General features: G+C 56.3%; 19 protein-coding genes. 12 read left to right on the forward strand and 7 right to left on the reverse strand.

The genetic code is table 11. The annotated features are described in order from the left end of the window. The first annotated feature begins 707 nt into the window (after nucleotides 1-707). From HMPREF3044_RS10130 to HMPREF3044_RS10145, 5 genes are all read left to right on the forward strand, one after another. Complete coding sequence (locus HMPREF3044_RS10130) at nucleotides 708-1,073, forward strand: helix-turn-helix domain-containing protein (protein ID WP_210400550.1); 366 nt, start codon at nucleotides 708-710, stop codon at nucleotides 1,071-1,073. A gap of 2 nt (nucleotides 1,074-1,075) precedes the next feature. Then, a complete protein-coding gene (locus HMPREF3044_RS13450) occupies nucleotides 1,076-1,519 on the forward strand; it encodes a HipA N-terminal domain-containing protein (protein WP_246821020.1) in 444 nt (147 codons plus the stop codon). 109 nt (nucleotides 1,520-1,628) lie between these two features. Continuing rightward, nucleotides 1,629-2,309, forward strand: a complete 681-nt coding sequence (locus tag HMPREF3044_RS13455) for a type II toxin-antitoxin system HipA family toxin (protein ID WP_246821022.1) — start codon at nucleotides 1,629-1,631, stop codon at nucleotides 2,307-2,309. A gap of 346 nt (nucleotides 2,310-2,655) precedes the next feature. After that, nucleotides 2,656-3,906, forward strand: coding sequence for an ATP-binding protein (locus tag HMPREF3044_RS10140; RefSeq protein ID WP_070741376.1), 1,251 nt, complete (start codon nucleotides 2,656-2,658; stop codon nucleotides 3,904-3,906). A 119-nt stretch (nucleotides 3,907-4,025) separates the two neighbouring features. Then, nucleotides 4,026-4,883, forward strand: coding sequence for an ATP-binding protein (locus tag HMPREF3044_RS10145; protein WP_070741380.1), 858 nt, complete (start codon nucleotides 4,026-4,028; stop codon nucleotides 4,881-4,883). Between the two features lie 287 nt (nucleotides 4,884-5,170). Here HMPREF3044_RS10145 and HMPREF3044_RS10150 read toward each other — a convergent pair whose 3' ends face one another. Further along, the gene (locus HMPREF3044_RS10150; protein WP_005394634.1) at nucleotides 5,171-6,394 is read right to left on the reverse strand and encodes a hypothetical protein; all 1,224 of its coding nucleotides are present in this window, start codon (nucleotides 6,392-6,394) and stop codon (nucleotides 5,171-5,173) included. A gap of 607 nt (nucleotides 6,395-7,001) precedes the next feature. On the opposite strand from HMPREF3044_RS10150, the gene HMPREF3044_RS10155 reads away from it, so the two are divergent. Beyond that, a complete protein-coding gene (locus tag HMPREF3044_RS10155; RefSeq protein WP_246821024.1) occupies nucleotides 7,002-7,454 on the forward strand; it encodes a hypothetical protein in 453 nt (150 codons plus the stop codon). Here the strand turns inward: HMPREF3044_RS10155 and HMPREF3044_RS10160 are convergent. The 5 genes from HMPREF3044_RS10160 to HMPREF3044_RS10185 form a co-directional block, all read right to left on the reverse strand. Next, complete coding sequence (locus HMPREF3044_RS10160; RefSeq protein ID WP_070741383.1) at nucleotides 7,436-8,107, reverse strand: TatD family hydrolase; 672 nt, start codon at nucleotides 8,105-8,107, stop codon at nucleotides 7,436-7,438. The genes HMPREF3044_RS10155 and HMPREF3044_RS10160 overlap by 19 nt on opposite strands. Further along, nucleotides 8,097-8,852, reverse strand: coding sequence for a tRNA threonylcarbamoyladenosine dehydratase (locus HMPREF3044_RS10165; protein WP_070741386.1), 756 nt, complete (start codon nucleotides 8,850-8,852; stop codon nucleotides 8,097-8,099). The genes HMPREF3044_RS10160 and HMPREF3044_RS10165 overlap by 11 nt, the downstream gene beginning before the upstream one ends. 649 nt (nucleotides 8,853-9,501) lie before the next feature. Next, complete coding sequence (locus HMPREF3044_RS10170) at nucleotides 9,502-10,422, reverse strand: hypothetical protein (protein ID WP_070741389.1); 921 nt, start codon at nucleotides 10,420-10,422, stop codon at nucleotides 9,502-9,504. Nucleotides 10,423-10,468: 46 nt separating this feature from the next. Then, nucleotides 10,469-11,395, reverse strand: a complete 927-nt coding sequence (locus tag HMPREF3044_RS10175) for a hypothetical protein (protein WP_141759684.1) — start codon at nucleotides 11,393-11,395, stop codon at nucleotides 10,469-10,471. Further along, complete coding sequence (locus HMPREF3044_RS10185) at nucleotides 11,392-11,970, reverse strand: ATP-binding cassette domain-containing protein (protein WP_070741398.1); 579 nt, start codon at nucleotides 11,968-11,970, stop codon at nucleotides 11,392-11,394. The genes HMPREF3044_RS10175 and HMPREF3044_RS10185 overlap by 4 nt, the downstream gene beginning before the upstream one ends. Before the next feature lie 216 nt (nucleotides 11,971-12,186). Here HMPREF3044_RS10185 and HMPREF3044_RS10195 point away from each other — a divergent pair, with 216 nt between their 5' ends. Both HMPREF3044_RS10195 and HMPREF3044_RS10200 read left to right on the forward strand, forming a co-directional pair. Then, the gene (locus tag HMPREF3044_RS10195; protein WP_070741401.1) at nucleotides 12,187-13,494 is read left to right on the forward strand and encodes an ATP-binding protein; all 1,308 of its coding nucleotides are present in this window, start codon (nucleotides 12,187-12,189) and stop codon (nucleotides 13,492-13,494) included. A 202-nt stretch (nucleotides 13,495-13,696) separates the two neighbouring features. Next, a complete protein-coding gene (locus tag HMPREF3044_RS10200) occupies nucleotides 13,697-14,092 on the forward strand; it encodes a hypothetical protein (RefSeq protein WP_070741404.1) in 396 nt (131 codons plus the stop codon). Nucleotides 14,093-14,125: 33 nt separating this feature from the next. On the opposite strand, the gene HMPREF3044_RS10205 is transcribed toward HMPREF3044_RS10200, so the two are convergent. Then, complete coding sequence (locus tag HMPREF3044_RS10205) at nucleotides 14,126-14,587, reverse strand: S-ribosylhomocysteine lyase (RefSeq protein ID WP_070741407.1); 462 nt, start codon at nucleotides 14,585-14,587, stop codon at nucleotides 14,126-14,128. A 59-nt stretch (nucleotides 14,588-14,646) separates the two neighbouring features. Here HMPREF3044_RS10205 and HMPREF3044_RS10210 point away from each other — a divergent pair, with 59 nt between their 5' ends. The 4 genes from HMPREF3044_RS10210 to HMPREF3044_RS10225 all read left to right on the forward strand — a co-directional run. Then, nucleotides 14,647-15,408, forward strand: a complete 762-nt coding sequence (locus HMPREF3044_RS10210; RefSeq protein WP_246821026.1) for a MetQ/NlpA family ABC transporter substrate-binding protein — start codon at nucleotides 14,647-14,649, stop codon at nucleotides 15,406-15,408. 296 nt (nucleotides 15,409-15,704) lie between these two features. Next, entirely contained in the window at nucleotides 15,705-15,998 is a 294-nt protein-coding gene (locus HMPREF3044_RS10215) for a hypothetical protein (protein ID WP_070741413.1), read from the forward strand. A gap of 930 nt (nucleotides 15,999-16,928) precedes the next feature. After that, the gene (locus HMPREF3044_RS10220) at nucleotides 16,929-17,756 is read left to right on the forward strand and encodes a MetQ/NlpA family ABC transporter substrate-binding protein (protein ID WP_070741416.1); all 828 of its coding nucleotides are present in this window, start codon (nucleotides 16,929-16,931) and stop codon (nucleotides 17,754-17,756) included. Between the two features lie 4 nt (nucleotides 17,757-17,760). Beyond that, a partial coding sequence (locus HMPREF3044_RS10225) for a methionine ABC transporter ATP-binding protein (protein ID WP_141759686.1) occupies nucleotides 17,761-18,365 on the forward strand: 605 nt, incomplete at its 3' end.

The raw sequence follows: 18,365 nt of genomic DNA on the forward strand, positions 1-18,365 counted from the left end.
CTCAGGTTGACGAACTATATAGGAACACCCCCTAAGAGAAATTAACACGGCGAGTATTTTCGCATTTGATTTGGATTCTTAAAAGACACTCAAGAATTATAAATAATCCAAACGAATACCCCCGTACCCAAAATATTAAACAACCAACATTCGACGGTTGGGAAGCATTATTACTTCAGAGCCATCCCCGTTGTGTAAACCCTTACTAATTTATGGACACTGACACCGCAGTGCAGTAACTTTGCCCCTTCTGCTTATCTATCACTACTTCATTGATCCATTAAATCAATCCTGCTCTAGTGAGGGTTACGCGGGCCAGAGTATAAGGAACGAGAAACAGTACCTGAAAGAGTCGAACGTAAACCCCTATTTCGCAGCGGCTAGTAGAGAGAGAAATTCCCACCTTATCACGTTCAAAAACCTAAAAGACTTCACAATCTTCCCTGCGTAGTTCAATTCGCTAAACACCGGGAGCCCACAAGTGGGGAGCGCATTTCCGAAAAGTCTGCAAGTCCTTAGACAACCAACGTTTCCACTGGTAGACAAAGTGTGAATAGTGAAAATTAGGTTCTAAATAGTGAATCCGCAGGTCACTCGCAATAAACAACGTTCTTTTCGCGCTCTATGCAGCACCAAATAGGGAAACCCGCTGGTCAGAAAATAGTGAATGTTTCATTGTTAAAGTATTTGCCACTTTGAAGGATCCTATGACTAATAGGTTCGTCGTAATTACCATTTACGGCGACTATGGTAGTCTTTTCACTATGACAGACGGCAAGAATCGGCTCCGCGGCTACAACATTTCTCGCGAGGTGACGACCATCGGGGAGCACATTCGTGGATGGCGCATGGTGTTGGGACTGACAGCGCAGCAAGTGTGCGAGCGTGCGCAGATTTCTCGAGACACTCTTCGCAAGATCGAAAATGGGGATACCACCGCAAGCTCCGAATCCCTTTACCTTGTGCTTCGCGCAATTGGAATCTTAGATCTCGTGGTGAATGCCATCGATCCTTTTGAAAGCGAGATTGGCAGGTTGCGTGCGGATCGCATCCACAGGAAGAGGGCGCGGTAGCGATGACAGAGTCTGCACAGGTCGAGGTTTTCCTTGACGGCACCTCCCCCACCAAAGTAGGGACAGCCTATTTCCATCGTGGACCACGAGGGATTTCCACCACGTTTGCGTACGATCCAACGTACCTGGGCGGTGGCGGTTTTAATATCGATCCTTCGCTTGTATTGGTGTCAGGTTCACAGCATTACAATGGCCTCTTACCTGCATTTTCCGATGCCACACCCGACCGCTGGGGAAGAAATCTCATTAATAGGGATCGCACTACATGGCGGCGCGCGAGGGAATTGGATGAGGTTGATTATCTCCTTGCGGTTAGTGACGATACTCGTCAAGGGGCGCTCCGTTTCAAACCAAGGAACAGCGACACGTTCGTCGGCCCGCCATCGGTTGTACCACCGTTTATTTCTCTGCCCACCCTCCTGCACACTGCTCCGGGAAGTAGCTGACAGTGATGAATACATACAGGCCGTGAAAGTCCTCTTAGACACAGGAGCGTCCGCCCTTGGCGGCGCTCGACCGAAGGCAAGTATTCTCTGCCCTGATGGATCCCTTGGCATGGCAAAATTCCCACACGCCAGCGATGACTGGGATGTCATTGGTTGGGAATACGCCACCCTTCTGCTCGCCCACGCGTGCGGCCTCGATGTCCCCGATTTTCGCCTCGAACCTGTCGCAAACGCCAATGTCCTTGTGTTACGACGCTTCGATCGCAGCGGTGCTTTCAAAACGAATAGCCGTATACCTTTCATCAGCGCCATGACAGCCTGCTCCTCCACGGACGGGATGAATGTTGATTATGTCGAGGTGGCGGGGGCAATCCGCGAGTTGTCTGGTGGAGTTCAGGATGATCTGACATCCTTGTTCACGCGCGTCGTTTTCTTCGTTGCGATTGGAAACACCGACGATCACTTGCGAAACCTCGGGTTCCTGCATCATCCTCACGGGTGGCGACTTTCCCCCCTTTACGATGTCAACCCCAACCCGAACATCCGGGCACGTCGCTCCACTTCGTTGCTTGGCGCGACAACATTTCCAGAGGAAACAGAAGCTTTGTTGGAGTTTTCTTCCTTCTGTGGTTTGAAACCAGACACAGCCAAGAACATCATTTCGCGTGTGATCGAGGCAGTGAGCTCATGGAAGGACGTGGCACGCACCGCTGGGCTTGCTGCCCGGGAAGTAAAACGCATGGAACAAAATTTCAACCTGAGAATTGAAGCTCTGAGGAAACAGGTGTGACGAGGAGCGAAATGGTGAATTCCTACGATGTAATAGCGAATTAGGCCGTTCACGATTCATGATCTGCAATTGGGAAGTTCATATACGCGATTCCGTCGTCATTCATGGCAGTGTTGGGCAGAAGGAAAACTACCCACACGTTGTGCGCAACCATAATTAATAATTCCATCGGTTAGTGACGGTTTTGTTAATCGTAGTTAAAAACGTCCGGTTCACCGTGATTACCATTTTTCCACCGCTGCGGCATCGACTCCACGTTCGCAAAAGTGGAAGCCAAACATTCGCAAAAGTGAAAGTCAAACGTTCGCAAAAGTTATATCCGCGCTGGTTGCAGTATAGTTAAGACATGGCATATATACGGCGAGCGGTGGACTCCATTCTCTCGCAAGATTTGCAGGCAGTTGGAGGAGTTCTTATCGAGGGCGCGCGTGGCTGTGGAAAGACTGAGACAGGTCTACAGCACGCGCAGTCCTTTTTCCGTGTCGACCACGCTCAGAACCAGAGGCTTGCCGCACTCAATCCACAGGCGGCTCTCCAAGGTGACACGCCTCGTCTCATCGATGAATGGCAGCTGGAGCCCTCACTGTGGAATGAGGTCAGGCATGAGATCGATGCTCGCCGAAAGCCAGGGCAGTTCATTCTGTCCGGATCCGCCTTTCCAGCTGATTCGATCACGCGACACACGGGTGCTGGACGGTTAACCCGCATCAAGATGCGCCCGATGGCGTTGGGCGAAGCCTATTACCAGGATGGATGCATCACGCTCAATCAGTTGCGGGAGATCACGTCAGTTCCTGCTTTGCCGCGCACTTTGGCCTACAAGGAATTGTCCGTGGAAGCGGTGCGTGGAGGATGGCCGGCTCTCATTGCGCACGACAATACCGGGTTTATTCGCTTCAACCGGGCTCTCGTCGAGAACATTGCGCACGTCGACTTACCGGACATCGGCAAGGAATTCGCCCCGGAGCGAGTACGTAGGCTTCTGCGTTCCGTTGCGCGCAACGTCGCTTCGGAAACCACAGCCACGACGCTGTCCAAGGATATTTCTGCGGATGGTGGCCAGCTCACTCCATTAAGCGTCCGCCGCTATCTTGACGCGCTCACCCGGATCTTCATTCTGGAGGAGCTTCCGCCCTGGTCCGGAAAGCTTCGCTCGAAATCACGGCTTCGCAAACAGTCGAAACTCCACTTCTGCGATCCGTCTATTGCGTGCGCCGCACTCGGCACGACACCAGAGGGACTCGCAAACGACCCCGAGTACTTCGGGCAAGTTTTTGAGTCAATGGCGGTGAGAGACATCCGCACGTACGCCGATCAGATCGGCGCCTCGTGCTTCGGGTACCGGGATGATGTGGGGTTGGAAGTGGATATCATCTGCGAATTCGACGACGGCCACTGGGCGGGTATCGAAATCAAACTCGGCGAATCTGATTCTGTTATTTCCAGCGCCGAGTCCAACCTTCTCCGCCTCAAAGATTCGCGCATGGTCACCGAACCCGACTTCCTCGCTGTGGTAACAGGTGGCTACTCCGGATTCACCCTCCCGAGCGGAGTTCACGTCGTGCCCTTGAGTGCTCTGGGGCCGGAGCGCAGCTAGCTCGCCATGGAGTACTCCCGCTGATTCTGCATTTTCCACCGTAGAACCCCTGCAAATTACACAGTACGAACCCACTAGCTGGCATTTTGGTTAAAATAATGGGGCAAGGAGGTTGAGCAGTGGACACCGCCAAACGCACCCTGACCTGGGCAGAAAAACAACGTGGGCACTCGCCTGCAGTGAGCTTTGAGAGCCTCATCGACGGTGCGAAGCCCGCCACGCATCCAGAAGTTGAACCACTCGGCACAGCCGTTGAACTTCTGCTGCGCAGCGGATTTCCCGCCCACATCGATGCGACGCCTGAACAGTCGCGGAAACTGCTGCGGGAATACCTTACTGATGTCTCACTGCGCGCGGACATTCGCCACGCGCCGGTCGTCTTCACACGGCTCATTCGCTCGATCGCAGGCCATAGCGGGGAGGTGGTGAGCATTGCGACGCTGCGGGATGAGGTGGGAGATCTGTCGCTGGCGACTGTGGCTCGGTATGTGGAGCTGCTTGAGAGACTTTTTATCGTCGAGAAGCAACCAGCGTGGACACCTCGACTTCAAAGCCGAGCCCGACTGCGGACGAGCCCGAAATATCACCTGGTGGACCCGGCGCTGGCAGCCGCGGCACTCAATGCGGACGAGACGCTTCTCATGCGGGAACCAACTCTTCTGGGGAGCCTGTTTGAATCGGCGGTTGTTCACGACCTCACCGTGATGACTGAGGCACTGGGCGGCACGGTGTACCACTTCCGCGATTCGAACGGTTACGAGATGGATGCCGTGTGCGTCCTGCCCGGCGGACGGTGGGCTGGCATTGAGGTGAAGCTCGGCGGGAGGCTCATCGTCCCCGGCGCGGAGAGGCTTGCGCAGGTGGCGGCGGTTATTGAGCAGCCGCCAGTGTTCCTCGCTGTCATTACCGCGACTGGCCCCACGCTCACCTTCCCCTCTGGGGTGCACACGTTCCCGCTCGCTCGCCTAGGGATGTGATGTCGGACAAACAGGGTTGCACTGAGTAGAAAGTCAGTTGGGGATCTCGTCACGGTGAGCACGTTAAATCGGGGTACGAGCCGTTGCAGGAAGTCTCAGGGGAGCGCACGAACGGACTTGGATTGTCACAGTTTGATCGGTACGTCCACTCTGCTTGAGGGCCCCTTCACGTGCGTCAATGTGCACTGTGTACAAATGGGGCAGAATCTTCGTGTATCGAAATTACTGCTTGCGTGGAGAAAGGATCTGCCCCAGGTTCGCTCCTGCTTGCGATACTCAAGCGCTAGTTAATGCGGATTAACTAGCTCGATATCTTCGATCCATATGGATGGTCCCATGTCTTTCGGAATTGCTACATGAGCGGTTTTCTTTCCTGTTTTGGCATCGTACGCGGTGAAGTAGAAAGTGTCCTCGTCACTTGTGCCTGTCACAACATAGTCTTGGGACAGCGTGCTTGCATATAGGGCATCCTCCGGCAGGGGATCAGCCTGCCATGTTGTTTCCACACGCGAGGTGTGCTTGTCCATGCTTGACATGCGGCCGTGCCGGTTCAGCCAGTAATAGTCCCCATCGCTGATGAGGCTGTTATATGGCAGCAGAGCTTCATAACCGTCCGGCAGAGGAGTGAACGCCACTGACTTTCCTGCTATGTCGATGTTCGCGCTTGCCATGTGGCTTTGCCCTTCCGCATCATCCATGCTGACAAGAACTGTGAGCACTCCTTCATCGCTGCAGGGAGCCATCTCCGTGAAGATGTGCGCAAGTGGGCGCGGATCCCCCGGAAGTTCAACGGTAAACAGGGGATCGCCGATTTTCCACTCGTCGGCTACCTCGTAGAAGTTGAGATATCGCCGTGTTGATTCGTATGTCGACTCGTCGTAATCCATATCCACAGCAGCTATGTAGCGCTTTCCTCCACACACTCCGGTGGCGCTAGAATTGCCGCTAACTGTTACGATATGGGTTTCACCTGTGCGGTTAATGAATGCATAATCATCAACCCACCCATCGGTATTCTCTCCTGAATGGGTGACGCTCGAAACTATGTACCACCCATCGGTTGTAGCGGAGCGTTTCACTGCATCGATGCCGGGGAAGTCTACATCTCCGGTGATGTTACCGTCCCAATCGTAGAAGGTGATGGTTTCTGCGGTGGTGAGGGCGAACCCATGGTCAAGGGGAACGGCTGTAAATTCTCCTCCGTGGGTTCCTGTCCACACCAAGGGGGTAAGCTTTCCATCTTGCAGAAGTCGTACGTCCGCAGTTTCCAGTCCAGTACCAAAGAAGCCGGTTTTTGTGTAATCGCTTTTCAGAGTCACTAACACAGGCGGGCCGTCCCACGCCTCTGCTCCAACCTCCTGGGGCTTCGCCCCAAAAAAGTACGTTGCACCAACATTGGCGCCCATCAGGAGACCAATCAGAACCACTACGGTTATACAACCGAGACCGCAGCCCGCCAGCCAGCGTTTCGGACGCGACAAGCCTCTAAAAAAGCGCACAAGCTTAGACATCGCACCCACTAGTATTCCTCGAGTAAACCACTGCGCACGATGTTGAATGGATAGACTCCTGGGCCGCAGTTAGAGTCGAGATTGATTGTCGGTGCAGCTCGCATGTAGGCCCTCTATACCAGCTCGGAACAGTTTAGCTTGTCTTCTGCATGTGGTCCGAAACTCAGACCCGACCCCTTGGATGTGGACACCTGGGGTGAAAAATTAATTGGGTTTGATCTTAGCAGACGTGGTTAGGCAACGCGGTACATCTGTTTCTCCTCGAAAGTGTTCGGGGCTTGATAGCTACACCAACGGACCCGACCCCTTGGATGTGGACACCTGGGGTCGGGTCCAAGTGACTGCCACGGTTGTTCTTGCAACCATCGGCCTGACCTATGTGGCAATGGCCTGCCAGTGGAGGCTCGCTGAATTAATCGATCGGTTTGATGTGCCACTATGCTTTCTGCCTGTGCAGCCCTGCTTATCCTGCATTGTGCGTACAGTTCTTACTTCGTGGGCGCTTTGCTGCCGTTAGCTGCAACAGCGGTGCGTTCGTTGTCGAGTGTCTGTGTTTGCTGCTGTTCCTCCGTTTACGGTGACCGCGGGGTGAACTACGATACTGCTTGTGACCTTGAAACGGCTTCTCACCTGTGTGGCTATCGTCTGCCTTCTTTTCGCCGCGGGAGTTGTGTGGTGGCTAAATAGAGATCCTCTTGCTACCACTTTGGCTGGAGAAACCGCACCGCTTGAACTAGATATGGCAAAAACTTACCAGGTGGATGCCACAGAGTTTGCGCTTCAATGTGGTTACCAAAGCGACCAAGAAGCAGCGGACGCGCTCGGGATACCTAAGGAGAAAGCCCAGGACCTGACCTGGACAGATTCCAGGGAGGTCCTGTATTTCCGCAGCAACGATTCATCCCTACTAAAGACGATTACGCTTCCTGAAAATGTGAGGCTGTGCCTCAGCATCCCCGAGCACCTCACCTGGCTACCTCTGACCACCATGCGTTTCACACCCCAGGGGGATTACAAGCCCGGGCAGAAGTTGTGGCGCGGCTACAGAATCTCCCTCTGAGTTTCCTCGATCCTCGCCGTCATATCCTCCCCGCGTAGCTCGCTCAGCTTGTCGACGGTTCCCTGCACAATAGCAGCGTGATCCTCCGGCGTGAGCATCTCCCCCGCTTCGCGCGGGAGATCCGTCTCCACAAGCAGACGGTCGGCGGGAACCTGGGTGACATACGCGCGACCACGCTTGGTCTCCAGCATCCGCGGGTTGACGGAGATGAAACCCCCGGCGCGGATATGGCGCGTGAGCTCGTCACTCGTGCCGGTAAACCAGTGAATGATCGGGGTGATCTGGGTGCGGCACGGATCAAACTCATCAAGGATATCCAGGACGGCAGTAACGGAGCGGACGGCGTGGATGGACATCACGTGCGTGCGGGAGGAGGAGACGGTGAGGTCGACGAGGCGTCGAAAAGCCTCTTGGTTTGGAAAGCGGTAGTCGAGGCCGACCTCCCCGATGAATTTTGTGGAATCGACGGCATCGGCGAAGGCGGGGAGCTCGTCGAGGGACGCGTACCAGGGGTGGAGGCCAAGGGCGTGGCGGGGGATGTGCGGCTGGGCGAGGTAAGCGGTGGGGGTGAGAGTCTGGGCGATGATCGGGGCGCTCTTAAATAGCGCGGGATCAGGAAGAAAGTCCAGGTGGAAGTGGGTATCAATGAGCACGGCGCATCCTCGGCGCGTTGGGGAACTCCTCGAGACCGGCCAGGCGGCGGATGGCCTTGCCCGCGATCATCTGGCCCATGATCGGCGGCATGTAGCTCATCGAGCCGAGCGTCTCCCCCTTCGTACGCGCGCCCGGGTTGGCCACCTTGACCGGGACTTCCTTGCTGTAAAGCACCTCGAGACCGCGGATGCCGCGCCGGTAGGATTCGCCACGAATCACGCGCGACATGGGGCAATTGATCGTGTGGCGAATATTGGTAAACGTGAGGTACTCCGGGTCGAGTTTGTTCGCCGCGCCCATGGAGGAGAGGAGGTAAATGTGGCGCTCCGCGCACCACTGCGCGATGGCGAGCTTCTGCGTGATCGTATCAATGCAGTCCAGGACGTAATCCGGGCGCGGGAGGCCGCTGAGAATCTCGGGGATATTCTCCGGGGTGAGGTACACCTCGCGGGTGGTCACCGCACAATCCGGGCTGATCTCGTGGATCATGCTCTCCATCACCTCGGCCTTCACCTTGCCGATCGTGCTCGTGAACGCGAGGGCCTGGCGGTTGATGTTGGACTCGTCGACTATGTCGCGGTCGAGGACGATGAGGTTGCCGACGCCTCCACGCGCGAGCGCCTCCGCGCAGGCAGAGCCCACGCCGCCGAGACCTAGCACCATCACCGTGGAGTTATATAGCTTCTCCAGGCCCTCCTCACCGAAAATCAGCTTCAGCCTTGCGTGACGCTCGCTGTATTGCACCGGCCGCTCCTTTCGTGTGTTTGCTTCTACACGCCGGGGTGATTATAGCGTAGACAAAAGGTACCGTTTTACACCTTGGCTAGATTGGCCACCTGGGGTTTTAGGAAGGGGCCATTCCCGTTTGTCTGGGCGGCGAGCACGACAGACAAAAGGTACCGTTTTACACCTAGGAAAGATTGGCCACCTGGGGTTTTGGGAGAGGTCATTCCCGCAAAAAGGTAACTTTTGTCTCGGGGATTAGCACGACAGACAAAAGGTACCGTTTTACACCTAGGAAAGATTGGCCACCTGGGGTTTTGGGAGAGGTCATTCCCGCAAAAAGGTAACTTTTGTCTCGGGGATTAGCACGACAGACAAACGGTACCGTTTTACACCTACGCGAAATCGGCGACCTGCGGTTTTGGGAGGGGCATTCCTGCAAACAGGTAACTTTTGTCTCGGGGATTAGCACGACAGACAAAAGGTACCGTTTTACACCTAGGAAAGATTGGCCACCTGGGGTTTTGGGAGAGGTCATTCCCGCAAAAAGGTAACTTTTGTCTCGGGGATTAGCACGACAGACAAAAGGTACCGTTTTACACCTAGGAAAGATTGGCCACCTGGGGTTTTGGGAGAGGTCATTCCCGCAAAAAGGTAACTTTTGTCTGGGTTAGAGCTCCCACGCGCGACCGGGCGCGGACCACTGAACGCGGGGGAAGGGCTTGCGATCGTCGTTCCAGTAGCGCTCTAGTTCTTTTAGGTAGAGCTTTCTTTGCCAGGAATTGTTGTCCACTCTGATCGGAAGGAGGCCTTCGCTTATCAGGCGGCGCTCGCGAGTGCGTTCGTTGTTGACAGCCTTGATTCCGTCGTGCCCTTTGGTCTTGGCTTGGCCGTCGTATTCGATGACGATGGATTTTTCCGGGTAGAAGAAGTCGACGCGGGCGAATTCCACGCCCTCGGAGTCGCGGATCACAGCCTGCTGGTAGGGCGGCTCGAAGCCGTTGAGGAAGAGATTTACTTTGACATCGCTTTCACGGGGGCTTTCGGAAAGATGGTTAATGAGGCGGACGGCGGTGCGGGCGCGGTCGATGCCTTTGGTTACGTGGCGGGCTTCGAGGGCATCGGTGAGCTCGCCTTTTGTGGTGTAGTTGTACACCACCGCCCAGTCGCCGGCGCGGACGGCTTCGCCGAGGCTGTTCCAGCGGGCAATGTCGATGATTGTGAGAGCTGCGGAGGTGACGAAGACGTCGTAGCCATCGACGTCAATGATGCGTAGGTCGTCTGTAGGGATGCGCTTTTTTACGATGCCGGGGCGTTTTTTGCCAGTTCCGATGATGGGGATGTCGGCATGTTTGAGGTAGGTCGTCGGGAAGCCCCAGAGGGTGGCGGCAGCCTTGCCGACGAGGACTCGGCCCTCGATGCCGAGCGCCAGGCAGCGCAATTTGTACTGGTCCCAGTGCTTAAGGTCCCAGTAGGTGTGCCGATCGATGTAGACGCCGCAGGCGAGCTTGATGAGCTCGCTGGTGTCGAACCGCTGGCGCTGCGTGGATGTAAACCCCCGAGTAAGAATGAGATGATCCCCCAACTTCATGATTCACATTGTCACACGGGCTGGGGGATCCTGCCACTCGAAAAAATTACGTGAACACCCACACGGAGGTGGCGAAGAGCGCCAAGAGAAACAGCTGCATAAAGAATTCCGGGAGCGGCGATGGACGCAGGTCTGGACGCAAGAAACGAAGATTACCGAAGGTGCTCGGCTCAATGGTGACGATGCGCCTGATGAGGAAGATCGCGACGAGGAGGATGAACCAGGCAACGATGAGTCCTGCCGTGGCGCTAAAAAGAGCCGCGAGCAGGATGAAGCAGAACCCGGGGACAGCCCTGGGGAGGATCCCCCACAACCTGGACACCTGCGCGGTGATGCGAATTGCCTTCGCAGGGAGATCATCGCGCTCACGGTAGATGATCGGGAAGGTGACGCCAAAGCTGGCGCCGGCGAGTAGCCACGGTAGAAGCGATCTGCCCGGCATGACGACGAATCCAGCAATGCCGGCAACCACCGCACACGTGACCACGTTAATTGGGAAACGGAGCCTGCGCACCAGAAACTCGAGGTATGCCGTTGGGCCTTCCGCGCGCGGTTCCACGAATCGGTAAGAGCGCACCGGTTTTCGTTGAGGCTTGTACGCCCGAGCGATAACGATTGTTAGGGCTACGACAAGCTGCGGCACAAGGAGGAGCGGGTTGAGCAGCACAAGTGCCGCCCCTACGGTCACTAGTGATGGAAGATGAATGAGGGAGATCGCAATGAAGCTGGGAACCAGTATCCTTTTGTCGAGGGCAATCGGCGGACCGGCCCACCTATGCCAGGACGAGCGCATCATGTTCTCCCCCATCGCCGCCGTCGCGACGGCTGACAGGAGGCAAAACGGCAACGGGTTCGGTACGGTGAGGCCGAAGAGGAGAAACATCGCCAAGAAAACCTCGACCATCCGCTCCAAGCTATCGGCATTGCGGCCGTAATTCCTCTTCAGAAGGGCAGGCAAAAGCACAAAACTCACTGCAGCCAGCCCATCATGAAGTCGGGGATCTCCGTATTGGTGAGGTCAAGGAAGCGCTCAAGCGGGTCTTCGCCGAGGATATCGACGGGATTCCCTTCGGCGATGATCTGCAGGTTACTGAATACCTTGACGTGGTCGAGTGTCGAGGCAAAATAAACGTCTTGGGTAGAGATGTACACAGAGGTACCCGCGGCGCTCACCCGGCGAAGGATGCGGATGATGACTTGGCTTGTCACTAGGTCAACGGTCTCGAGAGGCTCGTCGAGATACAGCACGTCGGGTCGTTCGATGAGGAGGGTGGCAAGAGCCGTCTTCTTGTAGTTACCGGCCGAGTAGGTGGAGACTGGGCAGTCGTGGCCTCCCGTGATGCGAAGCGCCGTACACAGTTCATCGGCACGCTTGTCCGGTTCGCTCACCTTCCGCATCTTTCCCAACCGGTACAGCAGCTCATAGGCGGAAAGTTCCAGAGGGATGAGAGGGTAATCCGGCAGGAAAGCACCCGGCGTCTCCTCGTGTAGTCGGCGTAAATACGTCGTCTTGCCAGCACCGTTAACGCCGATTAGCGCAGTTATCACGGCCTCTCCTTCCTCTGCTTTAGAAAAGACGCGTTGCTCAGTTCAGGATTGTAATAACACCGGCACACAGCTCTGAAATCAAAATACTGCATTTGTGTCAAAAAGCCGACATTGAAAACCTGCATTTGTGTCAAATTGTAGGGTTTGAAATTCTGAATTTGTGTAAAATAGTGGGTATTGAAATGATGCATTTGTGTCTTTAGGGAGGCATTAACCGTGCTCAAGAGGAAAATTGAAGCGCAGATCGAATTGTGGAGGGAGAATCACTCCGGCACAGCACTTCTAGTCTCCGGCGCTCGGCAAGTAGGGAAAACCTTCATCCTTCATCATTTCATCGAAACTCACTACGAGAGTGCCATCGAGCTGGACCTCATTGCCGATAGGCAACTAGCCGATGCACTCAACAGTGCAAACACCGCAGCCGACATCATGACGCTCATCACCGCTGCTGCGAATGTAAACCTCAAGCCTCAGCATTCTGCCATTTTTATAGACGAGGTGCAGGCCGCCCCCAACCTCGTCACCCAGATCAAGTACCTCGTTCAGGAATACCCCTACGACTTTATTTTCTCGGGTTCGACGCTGGAAGATGCCACCTCCCTCCCCGTCGGCTTCGTACACAATCTTCGCCTGTACCCATGCGACTTTGAGGAATTCTGCTGGGCTGCCGGTGTCTCCTCCGATGCTCTCGACCTGGTGAAAGATACCATTGCTGAAGGTAAGCCCGTGGTCGAATATCTCCACACCAAGCTCATGCAGCTATTCGCGACGTATCTCGTTGTCGGAGGAATGCCCGCAGCGACGAGTGAATACTTCGCAACGACGAACGTTCAGCAGGTCCAGACGATCCAGCGAGATATTGTCACGTTGTACAAGGCGGACATCTCGAAATACGCGCCTACTGATCGACGGCTCGTAATTCGCAACATCTACGACCTCATCCCCAGCGAGTTAGCCAAAGAAAACAAACGCTTCCGCTTCTCCAGTATTGAGCAAGTCAAACGATTCGCCGCAGTAGCCGACGAGTTTTTTTGGCTGACCAGCGCAGGCGTAGCAATCTCGGTGCCACAAGTAACTGCTCCTATTGCACCGCTTGTCCTTATGGAAGATCGCGCCAAATTCAAGTTCTTTAGCTCCGATGTTGGGCTACTGACCAGCATGTTTCCTCAGAACACGGCGGTGGACATCTTGTCTGGGGCGCCGACAGCAAACCTCGGTGGGATGTATGAGAATTTCGTTGCACAGGAGCTCGTCGCGCACGGTTTTTCACCCCGCTACTTCTCGACTAGGAAGGTGGGTGAGTTGGACTTTCTCGTCGAAAAGCCAGATGGAGACCTCCTTGCCCTGGAAGTGAAGTCCGGCGCGGGCTACCGCACCCACCGCGCGCTGGACAAGGCTCTTGCCACCGAAGTTTACGGCATCGATGATGCCTATGTGGTTGGCCCCTCGAACGTGGAGAGCGACGGCCGAGTCACCTATGTTCCCATCTATGCCACCGGCATGCTCCCGGAGGTCTACGAGTAGCACATTCGTCGAGTCCCCCATATGCACAAACACCGGTAGTTGCAGTGCAACGGTGTTAGGTTTTTGCTATGAAACGATGCCTTGCCCAGCCCCTAACTGCGCTTTTAGCCCTGAGCTCATGTGCCATGAGCGAAAAGACGATTGAGGGAACCAATGTTGCTTGGAAGGCGTGTGAGAGTTCCACGACTTCGTCGACAAGGGGTTGCTCACCGCGTCGGATGATGCCGACGGTGACGGCGTGATTGATGAGTCGGAGTACGCCATCGCCAAGAAGCGCATCGAGGTGGAAGAGAAGGAGAAGGCGATCGAGAGCTCGCGGGCGTCTGAGTCGCAGGCCTCCGAGTCACGCGCGTCCGCGTCACAGGAATCCGAGTCCCGCGCCTCTGAGCAGGCCGAATGGGAGCGCCAGCAGCAACAGCAGCAGCAGGAGCCCACACAGCGCCCGCAGCAGTATCAGTGGCCGTCCCCGCCCTACCAGCCCGGTCAGGGCATGGAATGGTTCAGACAGGGGGCCGTTCCAGTCCATCTGGACCTGCGACCAAAACGCCTCGGCATGGCCTTCCGGAGCCTCCGAATGTTTCGAAGGCCCGGACGGTAACGCCTATTACTACGCGATCAGGCAGGCTGCCCGCTAGGCGAAGACGGTCCCCCACTCGTCGCGCTTAGCCAGCATCTTTTCGACGGCTTCCTGGGCACCCTTCAGGGAATGGTTCTGGCCCCAGCCACACTGCTTCTCATTGGCTGCGGGAACCTCGGTGGCGGCGAGGATGTCGCGGAAGGTCTGCTCGAGGATGTCGCAAAACTCGTCGGTGGGAATATCGAGGGTGATGGCGTAGAAGCCGGTCTGGCAGCCCATCGGGGAGAAGTCGATGAGGCGGTCGGTGTGGTTGCGCATGTGCTCGGCGGTCATGTGCTCGATGGAGTGGACGGTGGGCATCTCCAGATGCTCCTTGTTGGGTTGGCAGAACCGTACGTCAAACTTCCTTAAAACATCCCCACCGGGGAGCGTCTTCTCGTCCGCAATGCGGACGAAAGGAGCGTCGACAAGCGTGTGATCAAGATTGAAAGACTCAACATTCATGCGTTTTTCCATGGTCCCTAGTTTAATGGAGTGGACTAGATTTAATCATGCGCGGACAAAGGGAGTTTGGTATGGGAGTGTTAGCAAGGCTGACCGCGGTCATTGTCGCCGTGACCCTCGGCGTGGCCGGGTGCGCGACTCACACCGAGACGGAAGGCACAGTGCTCACGGTGGGCATGAGCCCGGGGCCGTACTCCATTATCTTCAAGGACGGCATCGAGCCCCTGCTCAAGGCCAAGGGGTACACCGTCAACTACCACGTCTACCGGGACCTCAACGAGGCAACCGACGCCCTGGTGGCGGGGAATGCGGATCTCAGCGTGGAGCAATACCCGGCCTACACTGACCTATATAACAAGGCCAAGGGCGGGACGCTGGTGAATATTGATACGCTGCCGACGATCCCGGCCGGGCTGTACTCCAAGGAACACAGGTCGGTGGAGGACGTCGCCGAGGGACAGACCGTGGCCATCCCGAGAACGCCGGCGGAGCGCGATCGGGCGATGGAGCTCCTGCAAGAGGCGGGGTTTATCACGGAGAGCGACGATCGCGGACTCACCATCAGCGAGCGCAACAGCGAGGACCTGCCCGTCGAGCTGCCGAAGGTGGACTGGGTGGTGCTCCCGGGTTCTGTGAGCTACCCGGTGAAGGCGGACCCGCGCATGCAGGTCTACCAGGAGAAAATGCGCCCTGAGCTGCTGCGCGCCATCACCGTACGGAACGAGGATGCCGACAGCGCGTGGGTGCACGACGTGCAGGCCGCGTACCACGATCCCGCGTTCATCTCCTACATGAACAACGACAACGTGAACGACTACTGGTACGTGCCGTAACAGTTGCGCGGGAGAAATGGGTTAAGTGGTCAGCGATGATTCTCTCGCTTACCGGGACGTGGAATATTGATCCATGCGGGCCGCTTCGTGACTCGGAAGACGCGGAAGATCTCTCATCCATCATGGCGGGGATCGCGCTTTCTCCCTGGTACGTCGGGGAAAGCAATGATGAATGAGACACGCTTGTCCTCGAGACATACTCTGCGGACGAGGGCTCGGCACCTGTAGCGGGTTATCTACCATCAATCATGCTGGTTGGTTTGTAATACAAACAGGTAGCGTCATCACGGATCACGGTGGAATTGCATCCGGGCGAAAATCCCGTGTCCACATCGGCCCCCTGGTGGGGAAACTTCTTCAACCGAATTCACAGAAATGAGACGTGGGATTTAACCGTTTCGCCGTTTTCGCCTGGACTCGCCCGCAAAGCTTCAGACAAGCTTCCGTATCTTTTTGATGCCGATTGGGACAACGTAACGTCGACTTCGTGGGGACTCATGGAAGCCGCTGCCCTGATTAGCGTCTTTGCTAAGGAAAACGCACAGTGGAAGAAGATTTTAATCGACGGCCAAGAACGCATTGTTGATTGACATGTCCTGGACGTGCATGCGCGTGAGTCCCCTGACGCTTTCACGGCTTTTCCGGTTTTAGAACCTCCGGAGTCGATGAGACGCCATCCAGGTGATCTGCATACCATTCCAGCGAAAGCCGCGCCATCCCTTTTTCGCGGAGGAGCCACCATAGCCCCACCCGACCGGCGAAATTTCAGTTACATACGTGCGCACTTATTGCGCCGTTGCGCGCAGGATCTGCGCCAGATTTGTTGACCTGCACTTTTTGCGACGACACGCAGAACAGCTCATCTTTCCCATGCGTGCGCACTTATTGCGCCGCTGCGCAAAACCAAATCTCACAATCCGGGGCGTACCCAAGCACCCAATAAGCAGCCACTTATTGCGCCGTTGCGCACAACGATCGCCCCACACAGCCAGACATACAATGACCGTCAACCATATTCATGACTGTCCACTTATTGCGCCGTTGCGCGCAGGATCTGCGCCAGATTTGTTGACCTGCACTTTTTGCGACGACACGCAGAACAGCTCATCTTTCCCATGCGTGCGCACTTATTGCGCCGCTGCGCAAAACCAAATCTCACAATCCGGGGCGTACCCAAGCACCCAATAAGCAGCCACTTATTGCGCCGTTGCGCACAGGGATGAGAGCCCGCGTATTGATCCCGGCGGGGACTCGGCACGCACACGAGCGCAATCATTGCGCCGTTGGGCACTGCGGACCCCCGGTGCGCGGGAGTCAAACACCCATAGCTGCGCACTTATTGCGCCGTTGCGCACAGAACGAGCGAGGTACCTAGGCCCATAACCGTGACCGATGTTTCCGCACATTCACTCAGACGTTTTCGCTTTCGGGGAATAACTGGCGTAATGTCTTGTTTACAGATAATAGACTTTTCAGTCTTATGTGAATAGACTACTTAGTACATTAAAGGAGTTACGCCAATGAATCGCTCGTCGAAAATCATTGCTGCGCTCAGCGCCGCAGCCCTTAGCTTTGGGCTCGCCTCCTGCGCCGGAAACACGGAGACCGACGCCAAGACGATTACCGTCGGCACGTCCCCCGGGCCCTACTCCGTGCTGTTCAAGGACGGAATCGAACCGATTCTGGAAAAGGACGGCTACACCGTTAAATACACCGACTTCTCCGACCTCATGCAGGCCAACACCGCGCTGGCCGAGGGATCCGTCGACCTCAACGTGGACCAGCACTCCGCCTACACCGGCGTATTTAACAAGGAAAAGGGCTCCGACCTGGTGAACTTCACCGAGCTGCCGACCGTCCCCGCAGGCCTGTACTCGCAGCGCCACGGCTCCCTCGACGACGTCGCCGCAGGCCAGACCGTCGCCATCCCGATCGATGCCTCCAACCTGTCCCGCGCCCTCAACTTACTCAAGGACGCCGGCTGGATCACCATCAAGGCAGACACCGACCCCGCTCTCCTATCCGTCAACGACGTAGACGAGAACCCGCACGAGCTGGAGTTTAAGCCCATGGATTCGGCTGCCATCCCGCGCGCGCTTCCCGACGTGGACTGGGGCGTACTCCCCGGCTCCATGTCGTACGCCTCCAAGGTGGACCCGAACCTGCAGCTCTTCCAGGAAAACCTGCGCCCGGAGCTGATCCTCAACGCCGCCACCACCAGCGACAAGGTGAACGACGAGTGGGTGGAGGAAGTAAAGAAGGCCTACCGCGATCCAGAGTTCCTGCACTTCGTGGAGGACAACAACGTGAACAACTACTGGTTCATCCCCGATTCTCTGAAGGGATAGACCGATGGCAGAATCCGCTGTAATTTTTGACAACGTCTCCCGCACCTTTGGCGACATCACCGCATTAGCTGGGGTGAGCCTCACCGTGCCCGAAGGCTCCATCTTCGGTGTCGTGGGAACCTCGGGTGCCGGCAAGTCGACGTTGCTTCGCACCGTTAATGGACTGGAGACGCCGACCGGGGGCACGGTGACCACCCTCGGGGTGGAGCCAGCGACGCTCGGGGCTGGGGAACTACGAGGTCTGCGTCGTGAAGTTGGGATGATCTTCCAGCAGTACAACCTACTGGGATCGAAAACCGTCGCGGAGAACGTCGCCATGCCCCTCACCTTGGAGGGGACGCGCGATGCGCGGCGGGTAAACGACGCGCTTGAGCTCGTCGGCCTCGGCGACAAGGCCGACGCCAAGCCACGGGAACTGTCCGGCGGGCAACGGCAACGCGTCGGCATCGCGCGGGCACTCGTCACACGGCCGCGGATTTTGCTTTGCGACGAGCCGACCAGCGCGCTCGACCCCATGACCACCGGGCAGATTCTTGACCTGCTCACACAGATCAACGAGCAACTCGGGATCACCATTCTCATCATCACGCACCAGATGGACGTCATCGC

The sequence above is a fragment of the Corynebacterium sp. HMSC073D01 genome, from assembly GCF_001815555.1.
GTDB lineage: Bacteria > Actinomycetota > Actinomycetes > Mycobacteriales > Mycobacteriaceae > Corynebacterium > Corynebacterium glucuronolyticum.